Genomic DNA, 19,047 nt, shown 5'->3' with positions numbered 1-19,047 from the left:
GCCCCAGCCGCGTCCGTCGTCCCCGCTTCTTCCTTCTCCTGCGTTACTTCGTCTGTTGCCTCCTGCGACACCCGGAGGTCCTCCCGTGCGGTCTTGCGATGGCATGGCAAACAGCGCCCGATGAACGAGCCTGCCACCACGAGTACGTCCGCACGTCACCTTAGGTTCAATCGGGCCTGCCCGGAATTCACCCGTCCGCCGCCGACACCGCCGCCACCGCCGTCTCCCGCGCCCACCGGTAGTCCGCCTTGCCGCTGGGCGAGCGCCGGATCGAGTCCGCGATCACCAGCTGACGGGGGATCTTGTATCCCGCGAGGTGGGAGCGGCAGTGGGTCTGGATGTCCGCCAGCGAAGGCTGTACCGCACCCGCCCGCAACTGCACCACGGCCGCCACATGGTGCCCCCACTTCGGGTCCGGCACCCCGGCCACCAGTACGTCGTACACGTCGGGGTGGGACTTGAGCGCCTGCTCGACCTCCTCCGGGTACACCTTCTCGCCCCCGGTGTTGATGCACTGCGAGCCGCGGCCCAGCACGGTGACGACGCCCTCCTCGTCGACCGTGGCCATGTCGCCGAGCAGCACCCAGCGCTCGCCGTCCTTCTCGAAGAAGGTCTCGGCGGTTTTCCCCGGGTCGTTGTAGTAGCCGAGCGGCACGTGACCGCACTGCGCGACCCGGCCCACCTCGCCGGCGGCGACCGGCTCGTGCGTGGCCGGATCGACCACCTGCGTACGGGAGTTGACGCGGATGCGGAAGCCGCGCTCGGGGCCGGAGTCCTCGGTGGCGGTGCCGTTGAAGCCGGACTCCGAGGAGCCGAAGTTGTTCAGCAGCAGCACGTTCGGAACCAGCGCCTGGAACTGCCGGCGCACCGTGTCCGACATGATCGCCCCGGACGACGACACGCTGAACATCGACGAGCAGTCCGTGCCCTTCATCGGCCCGCTCAGTGCGTCGACCAGCGGCCGCAGCATCGCGTCGCCGACCAGCGACATGCTGGTGACCTTCTCCTTCTCGATCGTGCGCAGAACCTCCTCCGGCACGAACTTGCGGTGGATCACGATGCGTTGACCGAAGTTGAAGCCGATAAAGGCGGTCAGCGTGGAGGTGCCGTGCATCAGTGGAGCGGTGGGGAAGAAAGTGATCCCGTCGCCGCCCGCCGCCACCCGCTCGGCGAGCTCCTGCGGCTTCTTCACCGGCTCACCGGTCGGCGCGCCGCCGCCCAGCCCCGAGAAGAACAGGTCCTCCTGGCGCCACATCACACCCTTGGGCATCCCGGTGGTGCCGCCTGTGTAGATGATGAACTGGTCGTCTCCCGACCGCGCCGGGAACCCGCGCTCGGGCGACCCGGCGGCCTCGGCGTCCGCGAACGCCACGGCCGGCACGACCGGCGCATCGGCCGCCCCGCGCGCATCGGCCGCACCCGACGCCACGGCGCCGACCCGCATCAGATGCCGTATCCCGTCCACCCGCGGCAGCGCAGCCGCCACCCGGTCCGTGAACTCCGCCTCGAAGACCAGGGCCACCAAGTCGGCGTCCCGGTACAGGTACACCAACTCCTCTTCCACGTAACGGTAGTTGACGTTGACCGGGACGATCCGCGCCTTCAGGCACGCCAGCACCGTCTGCAGGTACTCGATGCCGTTGTAGAGGTGGAGCCCGAGGTGCTCGCCGGGACGTATCCCGCTGTCGATCAGATGGTGTGCGATCCGGTTGGCTGCCGCGTCCAGCTGCGCGTATGTCAGACGGCGCTCCACGCCCGTGCCCGGATGGTCGATGTACACGAGCGCCTCGCGGCCCGGAACCACGTCGACGACCGACTCGAACAGGTCGGCAAGGTTGTACTCCACCGTTCCTCCTGACCTCGCTCTCCACCGGCTGCCGGTCATCAGAGCAAAGGGCGGCACAACTGTGAAGGGTCCGCGCACAAGAAATCTGACTGTCTGTCAGAAAACCCTTGAAGTGCCCCGGCGCCTCCTGCAACCTGTTCTCGTTCTTTCAGAGGGGAGATGGGCGATGGGTGGGACGGAACACCTCACCGTGCAGCGCGAAGGCGCCACACTGGTGCTCACGCTGAACAGGCCGGAGGCCAAGAACGCGCTCTCACTGGCGATGCTCGTCGGTCTGTACGACGGCTGGCTCGAGGCCGACGCCGACGACTCGGTCCGCTCCATCGTGTTCACCGGGGCGGGCGGCTCGTTCTGTGCGGGCATGGACCTCAAGGCCCTGGCCGGCAGGGGCATGGAGGGCGAGCAGTACCGGGACCGGCTGAAGGCCGACCCCGACCTGCACTGGAAGGCGATGCTGCGCCACCACCGCCCCCGCAAGCCGGTGATCGCCGCAGTCGAGGGGTACTGCGTGGCGGGCGGCACGGAGATGCTCCAGGGCACCGACATCCGTGTCGCGGGGGAGTCGGCGACCTTCGGGCTGTTCGAGGTGAAGCGCGGCCTGTTCCCGATCGGCGGCTCCACGGTCCGTCTGCAACGCCAGATCCCGCGCACCCACGCCCTGGAGATGCTGCTCACCGGACGTCCGTACAGCGCCCGCGAGGCCGCCGGCATCGGCCTGGTCGGGCACGTCGTACCCGACGGCACGGCACTGACCAAGGCTCTGGAGATCGCCGAACGGATCAACGCCTGCGGCCCCCTGGCCGTCGAGGCCGTCAAGGCGTCCGTCTACGACACCGCAGAGATGACCGAGACCGACGGCCTCGCCGCCGAACTCGAGCGCGGCTGGCCGATCTTCGACACCTCGGACGCCAAGGAAGGCGCCCGTGCCTTCGCGGAGAAACGACCGCCCGTCTACAAGCGCGCCTGACCGTCGTGACCGGCCCGTGCGCCCAACCTCCAAAGGAGATCCGCGGGATGCCCGAAGTCCTCAAAGCGCCGCTCGTCGTCGAGTTCCCCTTCACCCGCTCCCTCGGCCCCGTCCAAGGCGCCTTCCTCACCGGCCTGCGCGAACGAGTCGTGCTCGGGGTGCGCACCAGCGACGGCCGCACACTCGTCCCGCCCGTCGAGTACGACCCCGTCACCGCCGAGGAGATCCGCGACCTGGTCGAGGTCGCTCCCACGGGCACGGTCACCACCTGGGCCTGGAACCACGCCCCCCGCCGCGACCAGCCCCTCGACACCCCCTTCGCCTGGGCCCTGGTCCGCCTCGACGGCGCCGACACGGCCCTCCTGCACGCTCTCGACGCCCCCGGCCCGGACGCCGTGCACACCGGCATGCGCGTCCGCGTCCGCTGGGCCGAGGAGCGCGTCGGCGCCATCACGGACATCGCCTGCTTCGAGCCGTACGACGACAGCCCGAACGGCGGCGGTCCGGCCGAACCAGCGCACCACACCGGCGAGTTCGAGGACCCGGTCACGGGCATCGTCGCCCCCGCCCGCCTCGACTACACCTACTCGCCCGGCCGCGCCCAGACCGCCTACATCAACGCCCTGGCCGACCGTCGGAACGTCGGCGAACGCTGCCCGTCCTGCCGCAAGGTGTACGTCCCGCCAAGGGGTGCGTGCCCCACATGTGGTGTCGCCACATTGGAACAGGTCGAAGTAGGTCCGCGCGGCACAGTCACCACGTTCTGCATCGTCAACATCAAGGCGAAGAACCTCGACATCGAAGTGCCCTACGTCTACGCCCACATCGCCCTCGACGGCGCCGACCTCGCCCTGCACGGCCGTATCGGCGGCATCCCGTACGACCAGGTGCGCATGGGCCTGCGCGTCGAACCGGTGTGGACGGAGGGCGCCCGCTACCCCGACCACTACCGGCCGACCGGCGAGCCCGACGCGGACTACGACACGTACAAGGAGCTGGTGTAGATGACCAGGGACCTGCCGGTCAGGGACGTCGCCGTCGTCGCCTTCGCCCAGACCGACCACCGGCGTACCAGCGAGGAGCTCTCCGAGGTGGAGATGCTCATGCCGGTCCTGCACGCCGTGCTCGCCCAGACCGGCCTGAAGACCGCCGACATCGGCTTCACCTGCTCCGGCTCCAGCGACTATCTGGCCGGCCGCGCCTTCTCCTTCACCCTCGCCCTCGACGGCGTCGGCGCGTGGCCGCCGATCTCCGAGTCACACGTCGAGATGGACGGCGCCTGGGCGCTGTACGAGGCGTGGACCAAGCTCCTGACCGGGGACGCCGACACCGCGCTCGTCTACTCCTACGGCAAGTCCTCGCCCGGCCCCCTGCGCGATGTACTGACCAGGCAGCTCGACCCGTACTACGTCGCCCCGCTCTGGCCTGACTCCGTCGCCCTGGCCGCCCTCCAGGCGCAGGCCCTCATCGACGCCGGCGACACGGACGAACCCGCGCTCGCCACCGTCGCGGCCCGCAGCCGTGACGACGCCACCGCCAACTCCCACGCCCAGCTGCGGGGTTCGGTGCCGCAGGGGGAGTACGTCGTACGACCGCTGCGTACCGGCGACTGTCCGCCCATCGGCGACGGGGCCGCCGCCGTGATCCTCGCGGCAGGGGAGCGGGCCCGCGAACTGTGCGACCGGCCCGCCTGGATCCGGGGCATCGACCACCGCATCGAGGCACACGGCCTGGGGGTCCGTGACCTGACCGACTCGCCCTCGACCCGCCTGGCCGCCGAGAAGGCCGGCGCCTTCGAACGGCCCGTCGACACCGCCGAGTTGCATGCCCCCTTCACCTCTCAGGAAGTCGTCCTGCGCAAGGCACTGAAGCTCGACGGCAGCGTGCGCGTCAACCCGTCCGGCGGGGCGCTCGCCGCCAACCCCGTCATGGCCGCCGGGCTCATCCGCGTCGGAGAGGCCGCCGCCCGTATCCACCGGAGCGAGTCCGACCGGGCGCTCGCACACGCCACGTCCGGCCCCTGCCTCCAACAGAACCTGGTCGCCGTACTCGAAGGGGATCCACGATGAGCAAGGAGCCCGTGGCCGTCGTAGGCATCGGCCAGACCAAGCACGTCGCGGCGCGCCGGGACGTGTCCATCGCCGGGCTCGTCCGGGAGGCTGCCGGGCGGGCCCTCGACGACGCCGAGTTGACCTGGGCCGACATCGACGCCGTCGTCATCGGCAAGGCGCCCGACTTCTTCGAGGGCGTCATGATGCCCGAGCTGTACCTCGCCGACGCGCTCGGCGCGGTGGGCAAGCCCATGCTCCGGGTGCACACCGCCGGTTCGGTCGGCGGATCCACGGCCCTCGTCGCCGCCAACCTGGTCGCGGCCCGTGTACACGGCACCGTGCTGACGCTCGCCTTCGAGAAACAGTCCGAGTCGAACGCCATGTGGGGGCTCTCCCTGCCGATCCCCTTCCAGCAGCCCCTGCTGGCCGGGGCGGGCGGGTTCTTCGCGCCGCACGTGCGCGCGTACATGCGACGCAGCGGCGCGCCCGACACCGTCGGCTCGCTGGTGGCGTACAAAGACCGCCGCAACGCGCTGAAGAACCCCTACGCGCACCTCCACGAGCACGACATCACCCTGGAGAAGGTCCAGGCCTCGCCCATGCTCTGGGACCCGATCCGCTACTCGGAGACCTGTCCGTCCTCCGACGGCGCCTGCGCGATGATCCTGACCGACCGTGCCGGAGCCGCCCGCGCGCCCCGCCCGCCCGCCTGGATGCTCGGCGGCGCGATGCGCAGCGAGCCCACCCTCTTCGCCGGCAAGGACTTCGTGTCGCCGCAGGCCGGCAAGGACTGTGCGGCCGACGTGTACCGGCAGGCGGGCATCGCCGATCCGCGCCGGGACATCGACGCGGTCGAGATGTATGTGCCGTTCTCCTGGTACGAGCCCATGTGGCTGGAGAACCTCGGCTTCGCCGCCGAGGGCGAGGGCTGGAAACTCACCGAGGCGGGGGTGACCGAGCTCGACGGGGACCTGCCCGTCAACATGTCGGGCGGCGTCCTGTCCACCAACCCCATCGGGGCCTCCGGCATGATCCGCTTCGCGGAAGCGGCCCTCCAGGTGCGCGGGCAGGCCGGGGAACACCAGGTCGACAGGGCCCGCAAGGTGCTCGGGCACGCCTACGGCGGCGGCTCCCAGTTCTTCTCCATGTGGCTGGTGGGCTCCGAGCCCCCGGACGCCTGAGCGAACTCCCCGGACGGGGTGGCGGCGACTCCGGAAAGGTCCTCCTCACGTGGCCTGTTGACACTCGGAACCGATCGCTAGGCTGGCCCGCGGACGACGCGAATCGGGAGGAGCACGGACGTGGCCGAGAGCACCACCATCCAGCAGCAGCCGCTCACGGGCTGGGACAAGCCGGAGCTGGACCTCAGCAGCGCCGACTGGCACTCGAGCAGCCGTGGCCTGGGGGATGTCCAGATCGCCTTTGTCGAGGGGTTCATCGCGATGCGCAACAGCGGCCGCCCGGAGAGCCCTTCCCTGATCTTCACACCCGCCGAGTGGGGTGCCTTCGTGTCGGGCGCGAGGGAGGGCGAGTTCGACCTGACCTGACAGCCGTCCTCGGGCCGATCCGAGGGTGTTCCACCCGTTTTTCCGGACACGCGACCTTGACAACCCCCCTGGGGCCGATGCCTGAGCCAGGCTGACCCCGGGGAGGGGGAAGGTCGTATCCGGAGGTGAGGAACCCATGAGCACCCTGCCGGTCATCGCGGCGGTCGACGGCTCGGACGACAGCCTGGTCGCGCTGGACTGGGCCTTCGAAGCAGCCCTGCTGCGCGAGGCGCCGCTGCGGATGGTCCACGTGCAGCAGTACGCCGCCTGGGCGAAACCCGGAGTGCTGCCCGCCGGGCGACCGCAACCGGAGGACGATCCGGTGCTCGACGACGTACGCCGGTATCTGGCGGCGCGGGTCGAGCGGCCGGTGACGGAGTACCTCGCCCTGGAGGGCGCGCCCGCCGCGGAGCTGCCCGAACTGGGCTCCACCGCCCAGCTGTTGGTGCTCGGCTCCCGCGGACGCGGGGGCTTCGCCGGCCTGCTGCTCGGCTCCAACGGCATGGCCGCCGCACGCGATGCCGAGGCCCCGGTCGTCGTGGTGCCCAAGCCGGGACGCCAGGTCCACGACGACATGCCGATCGAGCCGGGCCCGCGGGTCGTCGTCGGCCTGCAGGTCGACAGCCCCGACGAGGCCACGCTGTCCTTCGCCTTCGCCGAGGCCGCCAGGCGCGGCGCCCGACTCCAGGTCGTCGCCGCCTACTCATGGCCGGCCCACCTCTGGACGGCGGCCCCCACCCAGATCGTGCCGCCGCCCCTCGACCAGGACGCCGTCGAGAACGAGACCCGCGCATTGATGGACGGCTTCCTCGCCCCGCACCGTGACCGTCACCCCGAGGTCGACACGGAACCCTACGTCGCCCCGGGCGATGCGGCCGGCCACCTCGTCGCGGCCTCCCGGGACGCGAACCTGGTCGTCGTGGGCCGCCACCGGCGCCGTCTACTGGCCCCCGCCCGCATGATGGGCTCGGTCACGCATGCGGTGCTGCTGCACGCCGCGAGCCCGGTGGCCGTGGTGCCGCCTGCGCCGCCGGAGCAGTGACAGGACGCCGGAGCGCGTCACGCGGTGCCGAACCAGGCCTCGGCCAGGGACGGCAGCGTACCGTCGGCCGGTGCGCCCAACTCCCGTATGTACCAAGGGAGATTGCTGTACACGTGCAGCAGCGTGTACGCCAGAAGCTCGGCTGGGGCGAAGACGGCGCCGTACGACTTGGTGAGGCGGGCCAGGAGTTGCGGATCGCCGCGGGTGACGAACAGGCCCACGCCGACGAAGTCGTACGCGCGGTCGCCGATCATGGCCGGCTCGAAGTCGAAGAGCCCGGTCAGGCGCCAGCCGTCGGGATCGACGAGGAAGTGCTGCTGCATGACCTCGGTGTGCAGCAGGGACCGGTGCGGGGTTCGCGGCAGCGGTACCGAGGCGAGGAACTCCGGGATCTGCTCCAGCCAGGCGGCCGGCAGACCGCGCTCGCGCTGCTGCTCCACCGCCCCGGCACGCTGCCGGTCCACGAACGCGCCCCAGTCCCCGGGCCCGAGGACGTCCTCGAGCGGCGCGGCATCCAGTGCGTGGAGTACGGCCAGGGCCTCGCCGATCTCGGTGACGAGCCGCTCACGGTCGGGGCGCGGGACGCGGTCCCAGGCGCCGGCCAGGTTCTCGCCGCGCAGCCGGGACATCAGGACGTACCGCCAGCCGTTCTCGTACGGACCGGCGTCGTGCACGGTCGGCGTCGGGACGGGCAGGAGCCCCTGGACATGGGACAGGACGCGGCCCTCGGCGATGCCGTCCCGGGCGGCGGCTCCCGGGAACAGCTTGAGGACGTGTCCGTCGCCCACGGCGTAGACCGGCTGCGACCCGTCCGGGAACCGCGTCAGCGGGAGGCCGGCCAGACCGAGGCGGGCGCACAGGTCCTCCGCACCGACTCGCATCACTTTCTCGTCGGGGACGACGGCGTCCCATTCCTCGTCTGTTTCCACCGGCGGCAGCATGATCGGGACCGTAGGACGTGCCGCTGCCGAAGGGCAACGGAATTCCGCGGCCCGCGACGGCTTCGCGGAGCACTCGGGAAGTCTCGCCCGCGCGTCAAGGAGCAGGCCCCGAACCCATGCCCGCACGTCACGGAGCAGGCCCGGCCACGTACCATGGCGACATGTCGTTCCTCCGCCGCCGCAGCGCCACGCCCGCCGGGCCCGACTTCGACGTACTGGCCATGGATCCGGGCGACTGGCCCGGCAATCTGGGCGCCGGGCTGTTGCCCGCCCCGGACGGCAGCTGCCAGGGCGTCTTCCTGCGCTACGACCTCTTCGGTGGCCGCGGCCCCGCGATGATCATCGGCAATCTGCCCGAGGGCTCCCCGGCCCGCGAGGTGGAGGACGGCGAGATCCCGTTCGAGGTCGCGCAGCTGCTGCTGGCCCTGGAGAACGAGGAGGAGGTCACCGTCGTCGGCAGCGAGGAAGTGCCCGTGATGCAGGGCGACAACCTCCTGATCGTGCGCCGTCTGAAGCTCTCCGAGAGCCGGATCTCCTGCGTGCAGTTCGACCGCAGCGACAACGTCCTGGTGACCATCGCCGCGTGGGACCGCCCCATCACCGACGATCTGTACGCGCTCCTGAAGCCGCTGCCCGCGGAGCTCTTCCAGCAGGGCTGAGTCCTCCGACCTGAGACCCCCGTTGTTCGGGGTTCCGCACATGTTGTCATGACCCTTGTCGCAGAGTCATCGGACCTCTAGCGTCAGGGGTCATGTCGTATGAGCCGCATGAGCCGCATGAGCCACATGAGATCACTCGAAGGACGACACTAAAGGCTGCAGTCAGCGGTGCCGGAGCGCTTGCTCTGGGGGCTGGTGCCGCCGAGGCAGCTGCCGCTGATTCCTCCGATGTATCGAGGGAGCCGTCAGTGCTCTGGTACACCGCTCCCGCCGCCGACTGGGAGCGCGAAGCCCTGCCCATCGGCAATGGCGCACTCGGCGCCATGGTGTTCGGCACCCTCGCCTCCGAACGGCTGCAGTTCAACGAGAAGACCCTGTGGACCGGCGGCCCCGGCTCCACCCAGGGCTACGACCACGGCAACTGGCGCGCACCCCGCCCCGACGCGATCACCGCCGTACAGGACGACCTCGACACGCGTACCACCCTCGACCCCGAGGCCGTCGCCGACCGCCTCGGCCAGCCGCGGATCGGTTACGGCGCCCACCAGACGTTCGGCGACCTCCACCTCGACCTGCCCGGCGCGCCGACGACGCCCCCGGCGGACTACCGCCGCCAACTCGACCTCGACAACGCCGTCGCCTCGGTCGCCTACACGCACCAAGGCGTCCGCCACCAAAGGGACTTCTTCGCCTCCCACCCCGACGGCGTGATCGTGGGCCGACTCGGCGCCGACCGGCCCGGCAGCGTCACCTTCACCCTGCGCTACACCTCGCCCCGCGCCGACTTCACCGCCACCGCGGCCGACGCGACCCTGACCGTGCGGGGCGCACTCGCCGACAACGGGCTGCGCTTCGAGGCGCAGGTACGGGTGCGCAGTCGGGGCGGCACCGTGGTGTCGGACGCGGACGGCACGATCACCGTGACCGGGGCCGACAGCGCGTGGTTCGTGCTGGCCGCGGGCACGGACTACGCCGACACCTACCCCGACTACCGCGGCCCGGACCCGCACGCCGCCGTCACCCGTGCCGTGGAGCAGGCGGGCGACCGCTACGAGGCACTGCTCGTCCGGCACACCCGCGACCACCGAGCCCTGTTCGCCCGAGTCGGCCTCGACATCGGCCAGTCACCGGCGGCAGACGTTCCCACCGACGCGCTCCTGGCCGCGTACACCGGCGGGACGAGCGCGGCGGACCGTGCCCTCGAAGCCCTGTACTTCCAGTACGGCCGCTATCTGCTCATCGCCTCCTCACGCCCCGGCTCCCTGCCCGCCAACCTCCAGGGCGTCTGGAACCACAGCACCACGCCCCCGTGGTCGGCGGACTACCACACCAACATCAACATCCAGATGAACTACTGGCCCGCCGAGGCCGCGAACCTCGCCGAGACGACGGCGCCGTACGATCGTTTCGTCGAGGCCCTGCGCGCGCCCGGGCGCCGTACGGCGAAGGAGATGTTCGGCTCGCGCGGCTGGGTCGTGCACAACGAGACCAATCCGTACGGCTTCACCGGCGTGCACGACTGGGCGACCGCGTTCTGGTTCCCCGAGGCGGCGGCCTGGCTCACCCAACAGCTGTACGAGCACTACAGATTCGGCGGCTCGACCGACTACCTGCGCACCACCGCGTACCCCGTGATGAAGGAGGCGGCCGAGTTCTGGCTCGACAACCTGCGCACCGATCCGCGCGACGGGAGCCTCGTCGTCACCCCCAGCTACTCGCCCGAGCACGGCGACTTCACCGCCGGCGCGGCCATGTCGCAGCAGATCGTCCACGACCTGTTCACCAACACCCTCGAAGCGGCCCGGATCCTGGGCGACACACCCGACTTCCGCCGCCGCGTCGAAGACGCGCTGAACCGGCTCGACCCTGGTCTGCGCATCGGCTCCTGGGGCCAACTCCAGGAGTGGAAGCAGGACTTGGACGACTCCACCGACACCCACCGGCACGTGTCCCACCTGTTCGCCCTCCACCCCGGACGGCAGATCGAACCCGGCAGCAAGTGGGCGGATGCCGCCAAGGTCTCCCTCACCGCGCGCGGCGACGGCGGTACCGGCTGGTCCAAGGCCTGGAAGATCAACTTCTGGGCCCGGCTGCGCGACGGCGACCACGCCCACAAGATGCTCGGCGAACAGCTCAAGTCCTCGACCCTGCCCAACCTCTGGGACACCCACCCGCCGTTCCAGATCGACGGCAACTTCGGCGCCACCTCCGGCATCGTGGAGATGCTGCTGCAGAGCCAGTACGACGCCATCGAGGTACTGCCCGCACTCCCGGCGTCCTGGCCGACCGGCTCGGTGCGCGGCCTGCGGGCCCGCGGCGGAGCCACCCTCGACATCCAGTGGGCGGCCGGCCGGGCGACCCGCATCGCCCTGAACGCGTCCCGGACACGTGAACTCACCGTACGCAGCGACCTGTTCAAGGACGGCCACCTGACCTTCAAGGCGGTCGCCGGGCGACGCTACACCTGGAAGAAGGAGGACTGACCCCGGCTAGGAACCCGACCCCACCACCCGCACATCCACCGCCCGCACGAACCCCACCCGATGGCCGAACTGGATCTCGTAGTAGAGGTCCTTGCCGACCACGTCCCGGTGCGAGGCCCCGTCGAAGGTCACGGCGTAGTAGTACTCGCCCGTCAGCTTGTCGCCCACCGCATACCTCTGGCCCGCGGGCACGGTGTACGGCAGCGGCGACACCGCCTGGGCGGGTACGTCCGTCGGATAGGCGGAGGCCTCGGGGTAGGCGCGCCCGTACACCGGGACGCTCTTGACGCCGTCCTTGGGCGTCACCACGAGGCCGGTCGCGTCCACCGCGGTCGGGTTCGTCTTCGGGTTCTTGAACCACGCCTTCTGGCCCAGGTACCAGATCGCCGTCCAGTCGCCGTCCCGGCCGGCGACCGCGTACTGCTGACCGGTCGAGACCCGCGAGGACAGGTCGTTCACCCCGGTGGTCGGCGTCGAACCCAGGCCGACGTCCTTGATCAGGGGATACGACTCGCCGGGCCCGGAGTACAGCCGCACCGCGCTCGAACCGTGGTCCGCGCAGGGCCGGCCCGCGCTGACGCAGCCGGTGTACCGGGGCCGGTTGGCGGCGTAGTCGGGGCGGATCGTCACCAGGCCACCGTTCGGGCCGGCGGTGGGCTCGAAGGGGCGGCCGAGCAGCTCGAAGTAGTGCCGCCAGTCCCAGTACGGGCCCGGGTCGGTGTGCATACCGCTGACCGTCGACGTGGTCGGACCCGGCACATTGTCGTGGCCGAGGATGTGCTGCCGGTCCAGTGGGATGCCGTACTTCTTCGCGAGGTACGTCACGAGGCGTGCCGAGGACCGGTACATCGCCTCCGTGTACCAGGCGTCCGGCCGCGCCAGGAAGCCCTCGTGCTCCAGGCCGATCGACTTGGCGTTGACGTACCAGTTGCCGGCATGCCAGGCGATGTCCTTGGCCTTCACATGCTGGGCGATGTGCCCGTCCGTGGAGCGCAGTGTGTATTGCCACGACACATAGGTCGGGTCCTGCACCATGGTGAGGACGCCCTCCCAGGCGCCCTCCGTGTCATGGATGACGATGTAGTCGATGTCTGGGGAGGCCGGACGGTTGCCCAGGTCGTGATTGCCGTAGTCGCCTTCCCCGAACTGCTCGTACGGTGCCGGGACCCACTCGCAGGACACCGTCGGCGGGCATTCGGTCTGCGTGGCGTCCAGCGTCCGCAACCCCGCCCGCCTCAGCTGCCCGGTGTCGAGGGAGAGGCGCGGCTGGGCGGCCAGGGCGACCAGCTGACCCGCGTCCGTGGCCCGCTTCTGGCCGGTACGCAGCACGTCGTAGACGTCGTTGGCGTACGCCGTCGCCGTCGCGGTGTCGTCGGCGCCGGAGAAGCGGGCCACCGCGCCGTACCAGTCCGCCGGGTCGGAGCTCAGCGGTGCACCCAGCTCCTTCTGCGCGGCGGCGAGCAGGGCGGCACCGCCGGCCACATTCGCAGCCGGGTCCGTACGAAGCTGCTCAGGGCGTAGCCCGGTCAGTTCGGCCGCCCTCGGCAACGTCCTGAGGCGGGCCGGAATCTCCGCGGTCTCCGGCAGCTTCGCCTCGGGGAGGAGGGGCGCACGGGCGCTGTCGCCGCGCGCGTCCTCCGAGCCGTCGCCGTGGTGCGGCGGCACGTCGGCGAGCGCGGTGCGTGCATCGGTGAGGTGCATCGGGCCGTAACCGCCGGTCACGCTCGGCGCCCCGGCATGCGCGTCCCAACGGGACTGGAGGTAGGAGACGCCGAGCAGGACGCTCTGCGGCACGTGATACTCGGCGGCCGCGGAAGCGAAGGCCGACTGAAGGCCGTTCTCGGAGTTCCGGGCATCGGACGGGGCCGCGCCCAGCAGCGGGAACAGCAGTGCCGCAGCGGCCATGGCGGTGACGGATCCTCGCAATGCAGCCTCCAGGGACGGTCGGGCGCGATGAGCCGTGCGGGGCCGGGCGTGCGTTTTGTGGTACCGGCTGTCCGACGATCCGTCAATCATGCCGACCGGCAGGCGAATACCCCTGTAAGTCGAGGGTCCCGGGAGTTTCGCGGCGGCGGCCTCAGGGCCTGCGGGGCGTCAGAGGCGTACACCAATGGGCCGTTTACGGCCGTACACACGACGATCCGCGGTGCGCCGCTGTCCAGCGCGCACCGCGGACCGTCGTCCCCGTCAGCGAGTGCCGACCGCCGCGCGCACGGCCCGTCGGGCCAGTTGGCAGTCGTCGTGCAGCCGCCTCAGCAGCAGCCGCTGTTCCTCGCCGGACGGCGCAGCACCCGGGTGGGCCACTCCTGGTGCCGCCGGGGTCGGAGCGTCGTGCATCGAACGCTGCACGGCCATCTCATAGGTACGGATCTCACGGGTCAGCACGAGCATCAGGTTCACCAGGAAGGCATCCCGTGAAGCCGGGCCCGCCGACTGTGCGATCTGGCTGATCTGCCGACGTGCGGCCGGTGCGTCCCCGAGCACCGACCACAGCGTCGCCAGGTCGTAGCCCGGCAGGTACCAGCCCGCGTGCTCCCAGTCCACCAGCACTGGACCGGCCGGTGAGAGCAGGATGTTCGAGAGCAGTGCGTCGCCGTGGCAGAACTGGCCCATGCCCTGCCGGCCCGCGGTCGCCGCGATGCCGTGCAGCAGCTTCTGCAGATCACCCATGTCCCGGTCGGTGAGCAGGCCCAGCTCGTGGTACCGGGAGATCCGGGTCGCGTAGTCCAGCGGGGCGTCGAACGTGCCCGCCGGTGGCCGCCACGCGTTGAGCCGGCAGATCGCTCCGAGTGCCGCCCTGATGTCCGCACGCGGCGGCGCCTCCAACGGGTGGCGCTGCAGTGCCGCCACCCGGCCCGGCATCCGTTCGATGACGAGCGTGCAGTTGTCCGGATCCGCTGCGATCAGTCTCGGCGCGCGCACCGGGGGGCGGTGCCGGACGAACGAGCGGTATGCCGCTATTTCGTGGCGGATTCGCTCGGCCCACGCCGGCGAGTGGTCGAGTAAACACTTGGCGACGGCCGTGCTGCGTCCGGTCGTGCCGACCAGGAGCACGGACCGCCCACTGCGGCGCAGCACCTGCACCGGAGCGAACTCCGGACAGATCCGGTGCACCGACGCGATCGCCGAACGCAGCTGGGCGCCCTGAGGGCCGGACAAGTCGAGTCTCCCGCTGAGCGGTTGCGTGCCGAGCCCCGCGGGGCGCCGCGTCCGGCCCGCTCCGAGCACGGGGGCGGCCGTCGGCCGCGCGGGGTCGAGGTAGGGGCCGCCGCCCGCCGGGCGGGGGCGCAGCGACCGGGGTGGGGCGGACACGGAGGACGATGCTGCGTACATGGGAGAGACAGATCCCTTCGTGTGCCTGCGAAGTCAAAGCGCCGCCCGATCCGGCCGCCCGGGTACACCCTGGGGAATGCACCAGCCGTATCAATAGGGCGACCGGGTCGGGGTGGCGCGTTCCTACCTGACACCCGATGCCCAGTGGCACACCATCTGGCGCACCCTGGCGAACCCTGGCGAATAGTCCCGGGGCAACTCTCACCGGGCTACTGTCAACTCAGCCGAGAACCTGGGGGCTTGACGTGAGCGGAGAACCCAACACCCGCCTATCGGACCTGTTCGGCCTGGCCGGCTGGTCCAAGGGCGAGCTCGCGAGGCTGGTCAACCGGCAGGCGGCGGCCATGGGCCACCCCCAGCTGGCGACCGACACCTCGCGGGTGCGTCGGTGGATCGACATGGGAGAGATCCCGCGCGATCCGGTGCCACGGGTGCTGGCGGCCCTGTTCACCGAGCGTCTCGGCCGTGTCGTGACCATCGAGGACCTCGGTCTGGTCCGGCACGGGCGTGCGGGGAAACGGCAGGACGGCGGGAGTGTGGAGCATCCCGACGGTGTGCCGTGGGCGCCCGAGCGGACGGCTGCGGTCCTCACCGAATTCACGGGAATGGACCTCATGCTCAACCGACGCGGCTTGGTGGGCGCGGGTGCCGCGCTCGCCGCGGGATCCGCACTCAGCAGCGCCATGCACGACTGGCTGCACACCGACCCGGCCCTCAAGGCCGACGCCCCCCAGTTCGACGACCCCTTGCACGCCGACCCCGCCGGGTTCGACCGGTACGAGGCGGCCCCGATCGGCTCACAGGAGATCGAGGAACTGGAGCGCTCGGTAGAGGTGTTCCGGGCCTGGGACGCGGCCCGCGGCGGCGGGCTGCAGCGCAAGGCAGTCGTAGGCCAACTCAACGAGGTGGGCGGCATGCTCGCCTACCGACACCCCGAACATCTGCAGCGGCGCCTGTGGGGCGTCGCCGCCAACCTCGCCGTCCTCGCCGGCTGGATGTCGCACGACGTCGGCCTGGAACCCACGGCCCAGAAGTACTTCGTCATCGCCGCCCACGCGGCCAGAGAAGGCGGCGACCGGCCCCGCGCCGGGGAGGCGCTCTCCCGAGCGGCTCGCCAGATGGTGCACCTCGGCCGACCCGACGACGCACTCGACCTCATGAAACTCGCCCAGTCCGGCTCCGGCGACGAGGTGCTGCCGCGCACCAGGGCCATGTTCCACACCATCGAGGCCTGGGCACAGGCGTCGATGGGCAAGGGCCAGGCCATGCGCCGCACCCTGGGACAGGCGGAGGACCTCTTCGTCTCCGACAAGAGCGACGTGCCGCCCCCGAGCTGGATGCAGACCTTCAAGGACGAGGATCTGTACGGCATGCAGGCCCTGGCCTACCGCACGCTGGCCGAGTTCGAGCCCGGCGCGGCAGCCCACGCCCAGCACTACGCGGAGAAGGCCCTGGCCCTGCGGATCGACGGCCGGGAGCGGTCGAAGATCTTCGACCATCTGTCCATGGCGTCCGCCTGCTTCATCGCGGACGACCCCGAACAGGCCGACCGGTACGCACGACTGGCCCTGATGTCCATGGGCTCGAACTCGTCCGGCCGCACCTGGGACCGGCTGCGCCAGATGTACCGGCTCACCGCCGAGTACTCCAGCTACCCGAGGATCAACGAACTGCGGGAGGAGATCCGGTTGGCGCTGCCCAAGGCGAGGAAGCCGGGCGGACGCAACAGCGCACAGGCATAGGGGGACTGTGCGACTGATTGATCCCAGTAGGTTCTAGGACGTCGTAGCTTCTAGGACGTAGTAGTTCTAGGACGTCACCCTGGCCACGAGCACACAGGCATTGTCCTCGCGCTCACTGTCACCGAACTCCTCGACGACCAGCCGTACGCAGTCCTGTGCGGTGTGTGCCTCGCCGACGCGGGGACCGAGGTCGAGGAGGCGCTGCACGGAGTCCGCCCCGCTGTGCCTCGGCACCAGTCCGTCGGTGTGCAGCAGGAGCAGGTCGCCCACCTCGAGGGTCTCTTCGGCCTGTGCGTAGACGGCACCCGAGGTGGCGCCGAGCAGGACGCCGTCCGGCGCGTTCAGCCTGCGCCCCGTCCCGTCGCGGAACAGCAGCGGGGCGGGGTGTCCGGCCTGTGCCCAGCTCAGGGTGCGGGTCTCGGGTCGGTAGCGGCAGCAGACGGCGCTGCCGAGGGCCGGCTGGACGGTGGCGTCGAGCAACTGGTTGAGCCAGGACATCAGTTGCCCCGGCTGGGTGCCCGCCATGGCCATGCCGCGTACGGCGCCCAGCAGGGTCGCCATGCCCGAGGCCACGGCGACGCCGTGCCCGGTGAGGTCGCCGATGCTCAACAGCGTTGCTCCGTCGGCCAGTTCGAGCGCGTCGTACCAGTCGCCGCCGATCAGCGCGCTCGTCGACGCCGGCAGATAGTGAGCCGCGAGGTCCAGGGTCTCCGGTCCCTGGTGCGGCAGCCGCAGGGAGCCGCGCCACGGCGGCAGCACGGCCTCCTGCAGCTCGACCGCGAGCCGGTGCTCGCTCTGCGCGTGGTGCCGGTGGCGCTGGAGCGAGTCACGGGTCTCGCTCACCTCGCGCTGGCTTCGGCGCAGTTCGCTGACGTCCCGCAGCACGGCCCACATCGAGGCGGTGCTGCCGTCGGTGTCGAGCACGGGCTCGCCCATCATGTGCACGGTCCGGACCTCGCCGTCCGGCCGTACGACGCGGAACTCGCCGTCGATGGGCTTGGCGTCGACGAGGCAGTTCGTGACCATCGCCGTCAGCTTCGGCCGGTCTTCGTCGAGCAGCAGGGACGGCAGCTCGTCGAGGGTGAGCGGTGGAGTGGCGGGGTCCCGACCCAGGATCTGGTAGAGCTCGCCGGACCAACTCGCCTCGTCCGTCAGCAGGTTCCACTCCGCGCTGCCGACCCGGCTGAGCAGCGAGCCGCGCCGAGGAGCGGGCGGCACGGCGTCGGGCGCGGCCGCGGGAGCCACGTCCACCGGGGCAGGGCCGTCCCGCAGCTGCGCCAGGTGCTCGTCGAGGTCGTCGAGCTGGTGCAGGGCGAGGTCGTACAGCGCCCGCTGCCACCGCTGCTGCGGATCCGAACCGTCGTCGCTCCGCGTGTCCCGTCGTACGGCGTCGACGTCGCCCTTCAGTCGCCGCGTCTGCGATATGAGCGCTTCGACCGAGCCGCGTCCGGGCGGCTGAGCGGCTGAGCGGTCCGCAGAGAGATGGGGCGGCATGACGCACTCCGATGCGAGGACGGTACGACCAAGGCTGACGGAAGGACCGTTACGACTGTTGCACAGCCCGCGACGCCCTGTAAGGGATTTGGCAACACCCGATACGGTGGTGCGTCTGGCATATGCCAGAGTCTTCACGGCGGGCTCGCGCCATGCGATTGCTGTAGGTCGCCGAAGGGGTCAAGTCGTAGACGGGGTACGTGATTTGAGGTCCTCTCGGAGTGATTGCGTAGCGCTCAATCGAGTGTTCGACGGCTGGATGTTCTAGGGGCGGGGCGGCGGTGGCGGTCGGTCGGGGCGATGCACTCTTCCGGAGTGATGCAGGTCACATAAATGATGTGCGTTCCGGCGTAATGCAAACGGCATCTGCGGGGTCGTAAAAGCACAGCGGCAAAAACCGTCCTACCTCCGACCCGCAGGGGAGACCGCCCATGGACATCGCCCTCGAGCAGCCCGCCCGCGCCCGTCTCATCACCGGCGAGGAGCGCGAACGCCCCGTTCCCGCCAAGCTGCGGTACGCCTCCACGGACCCGCTGGCGGTGCACATCGACTTCCCGGGCGAGGTCTCCCTCGACGGCCATGGTGCGACCTGGATCTTCGCCCGAAGCCTGCTGGAGGAGGGCCTGCGCGGGCCGGCCGGGGACGGGGACGTGCACATCTGGCCCTGCGGTCCGGAGCGTACGGTCGTGGAGCTGCACTCGCCCTACGGCATGGCGCTGCTCCAGTTCGACACGGCCGCACTGAACCGCTTCCTGCTGCGGACCTATGCGGTGGTCGCGACCGGTGAGGAAGACCTCGGGGCGGTCGTGGAGCGCGGCCTGAGCTCGCTCTTCGGCAGCGTCTGAGGCGGTCGACCGGACGAGGAGGCCGCGTAGGAGGAGGCGGCGTAGGGAAGGCCGGCCGTATGAGGAGGCGACCGGGCCACCGCCGCTGTGCCTCCTC

General features: G+C 70.7%; 15 protein-coding genes. 10 read left to right on the top strand and 5 right to left on the bottom strand.

Annotated elements, in window-relative coordinates; translation table 11 throughout:
- Nucleotides 1–187: 187 nt before the first annotated feature.
- The gene (locus EHO50_RS10930) at nucleotides 188–1,846 is read right to left on the bottom strand and encodes an acyl-CoA synthetase (RefSeq protein ID WP_128429691.1); all 1,659 of its coding nucleotides are present in this window, start codon (nucleotides 1,844–1,846) and stop codon (nucleotides 188–190) included.
- Nucleotides 1,847–2,012: 166 nt separating this feature from the next.
- Between EHO50_RS10930 and EHO50_RS10925 the strand changes: the two genes are divergently transcribed.
- The 6 genes from EHO50_RS10925 (at nucleotide 2,013) to EHO50_RS10900 (ending at nucleotide 7,453) form a co-directional block, all read left to right on the top strand.
- The gene (locus EHO50_RS10925) at nucleotides 2,013–2,813 is read left to right on the top strand and encodes a crotonase/enoyl-CoA hydratase family protein (protein WP_128429690.1); all 801 of its coding nucleotides are present in this window, start codon (nucleotides 2,013–2,015) and stop codon (nucleotides 2,811–2,813) included.
- A gap of 47 nt (nucleotides 2,814–2,860) precedes the next feature.
- Complete coding sequence (locus EHO50_RS10920; protein WP_128429689.1) at nucleotides 2,861–3,817, top strand: Zn-ribbon domain-containing OB-fold protein; 957 nt, start codon at nucleotides 2,861–2,863, stop codon at nucleotides 3,815–3,817.
- Complete coding sequence (locus tag EHO50_RS10915; RefSeq protein ID WP_128429688.1) at nucleotides 3,818–4,882, top strand: thiolase domain-containing protein; 1,065 nt, start codon at nucleotides 3,818–3,820, stop codon at nucleotides 4,880–4,882.
- Complete coding sequence (locus tag EHO50_RS10910; RefSeq protein WP_128429687.1) at nucleotides 4,879–6,045, top strand: thiolase domain-containing protein; 1,167 nt, start codon at nucleotides 4,879–4,881, stop codon at nucleotides 6,043–6,045. The genes EHO50_RS10915 and EHO50_RS10910 overlap by 4 nt, the downstream gene beginning before the upstream one ends.
- A 120-nt stretch (nucleotides 6,046–6,165) precedes the next feature.
- The gene (locus EHO50_RS10905; protein WP_128429686.1) at nucleotides 6,166–6,411 is read left to right on the top strand and encodes a DUF397 domain-containing protein; all 246 of its coding nucleotides are present in this window, start codon (nucleotides 6,166–6,168) and stop codon (nucleotides 6,409–6,411) included.
- A gap of 136 nt (nucleotides 6,412–6,547) precedes the next feature.
- On the top strand, nucleotides 6,548–7,453 hold the full coding sequence (locus tag EHO50_RS10900) for a universal stress protein (RefSeq protein WP_128429685.1): 906 nt from the start codon (nucleotides 6,548–6,550) through the stop codon (nucleotides 7,451–7,453).
- 17 nt (nucleotides 7,454–7,470) lie between these two features.
- Here EHO50_RS10900 and EHO50_RS10895 read toward each other — a convergent pair whose 3' ends face one another.
- Nucleotides 7,471–8,394, bottom strand: coding sequence for a phosphotransferase family protein (locus EHO50_RS10895; RefSeq protein ID WP_164904811.1), 924 nt, complete (start codon nucleotides 8,392–8,394; stop codon nucleotides 7,471–7,473).
- 161 nt (nucleotides 8,395–8,555) lie between these two features.
- Here EHO50_RS10895 and EHO50_RS10890 point away from each other — a divergent pair, with 161 nt between their 5' ends.
- Nucleotides 8,556–9,053: a hypothetical protein gene (locus tag EHO50_RS10890; RefSeq protein ID WP_128429684.1), complete on the top strand. Its 498-nt coding sequence runs from the start codon at nucleotides 8,556–8,558 to the stop codon at nucleotides 9,051–9,053.
- 248 nt (nucleotides 9,054–9,301) lie between these two features.
- Complete coding sequence (locus EHO50_RS10885; RefSeq protein WP_128429683.1) at nucleotides 9,302–11,536, top strand: glycoside hydrolase family 95 protein; 2,235 nt, start codon at nucleotides 9,302–9,304, stop codon at nucleotides 11,534–11,536.
- A gap of 6 nt (nucleotides 11,537–11,542) precedes the next feature.
- Here the strand turns inward: EHO50_RS10885 and EHO50_RS10880 are convergent, their stop codons facing one another.
- Both EHO50_RS10880 and EHO50_RS10875 read right to left on the bottom strand, forming a co-directional pair.
- The gene (locus EHO50_RS10880; RefSeq protein ID WP_128429682.1) at nucleotides 11,543–13,441 is read right to left on the bottom strand and encodes an N-acetylmuramoyl-L-alanine amidase; all 1,899 of its coding nucleotides are present in this window, start codon (nucleotides 13,439–13,441) and stop codon (nucleotides 11,543–11,545) included.
- Between the two features lie 282 nt (nucleotides 13,442–13,723).
- Nucleotides 13,724–14,869: an aminoglycoside phosphotransferase family protein gene (locus tag EHO50_RS10875; RefSeq protein ID WP_128429681.1), complete on the bottom strand. Its 1,146-nt coding sequence runs from the start codon at nucleotides 14,867–14,869 to the stop codon at nucleotides 13,724–13,726.
- 245 nt (nucleotides 14,870–15,114) lie between these two features.
- On the opposite strand from EHO50_RS10875, the gene EHO50_RS10870 reads away from it, so the two are divergent.
- The gene (locus EHO50_RS10870) at nucleotides 15,115–16,611 is read left to right on the top strand and encodes a DNA-binding protein NsdB (protein ID WP_128429680.1); all 1,497 of its coding nucleotides are present in this window, start codon (nucleotides 15,115–15,117) and stop codon (nucleotides 16,609–16,611) included.
- Between the two features lie 66 nt (nucleotides 16,612–16,677).
- On the opposite strand, the gene EHO50_RS10865 is transcribed toward EHO50_RS10870, so the two are convergent.
- Entirely contained in the window at nucleotides 16,678–18,105 is a 1,428-nt protein-coding gene (locus tag EHO50_RS10865) for a PP2C family protein-serine/threonine phosphatase (RefSeq protein ID WP_128429679.1), read from the bottom strand.
- Nucleotides 18,106–18,536: 431 nt separating this feature from the next.
- On the opposite strand from EHO50_RS10865, the gene EHO50_RS10860 reads away from it, so the two are divergent.
- Nucleotides 18,537–18,950 (top strand): SsgA family sporulation/cell division regulator, encoded by a 414-nt coding sequence (locus EHO50_RS10860; protein WP_128429678.1) that lies wholly within the window; start codon nucleotides 18,537–18,539, stop codon nucleotides 18,948–18,950.
- Nucleotides 18,951–19,047: the final 97 nt, after the last annotated feature.

It is taken from the genome of Streptomyces cyaneus (genome assembly GCF_004028635.1).
GTDB lineage: Bacteria > Actinomycetota > Actinomycetes > Streptomycetales > Streptomycetaceae > Streptomyces > Streptomyces cyaneus.
The sequence above is the reverse complement of the archived record's forward strand: the minus strand, read 5'-3'. Positions and strand labels throughout refer to the sequence as shown.

What these genes read in the sequence shown, in the direction of transcription:
- EHO50_RS10875 (WP_128429681.1), bottom strand. Translation starts at nt 14,869, where the DNA reads ATGTACGCAGCATCGTCCTCCGTGTCCGCCCCACCCCGGTCGCTGCGC.
- EHO50_RS10890 (WP_128429684.1), top strand. Translation starts at nt 8,556, where the DNA reads ATGTCGTTCCTCCGCCGCCGCAGCGCCACGCCCGCCGGGCCCGACTTC.
- EHO50_RS10865 (WP_128429679.1), bottom strand. Translation starts at nt 18,105, where the DNA reads ATGCCGCCCCATCTCTCTGCGGACCGCTCAGCCGCTCAGCCGCCCGGA.
- EHO50_RS10910 (WP_128429687.1), top strand. Translation starts at nt 4,879, where the DNA reads ATGAGCAAGGAGCCCGTGGCCGTCGTAGGCATCGGCCAGACCAAGCAC.
- EHO50_RS10920 (WP_128429689.1), top strand. Translation starts at nt 2,861, where the DNA reads ATGCCCGAAGTCCTCAAAGCGCCGCTCGTCGTCGAGTTCCCCTTCACC.
- EHO50_RS10915 (WP_128429688.1), top strand. Translation starts at nt 3,818, where the DNA reads ATGACCAGGGACCTGCCGGTCAGGGACGTCGCCGTCGTCGCCTTCGCC.
- EHO50_RS10925 (WP_128429690.1), top strand. Translation starts at nt 2,013, where the DNA reads ATGGGTGGGACGGAACACCTCACCGTGCAGCGCGAAGGCGCCACACTG.
- EHO50_RS10880 (WP_128429682.1), bottom strand. Translation starts at nt 13,441, where the DNA reads ATGGCCGCTGCGGCACTGCTGTTCCCGCTGCTGGGCGCGGCCCCGTCC.
- EHO50_RS10860 (WP_128429678.1), top strand. Translation starts at nt 18,537, where the DNA reads ATGGACATCGCCCTCGAGCAGCCCGCCCGCGCCCGTCTCATCACCGGC.
- EHO50_RS10900 (WP_128429685.1), top strand. Translation starts at nt 6,548, where the DNA reads ATGAGCACCCTGCCGGTCATCGCGGCGGTCGACGGCTCGGACGACAGC.
- EHO50_RS10895 (WP_164904811.1), bottom strand. Translation starts at nt 8,394, where the DNA reads ATGCTGCCGCCGGTGGAAACAGACGAGGAATGGGACGCCGTCGTCCCC.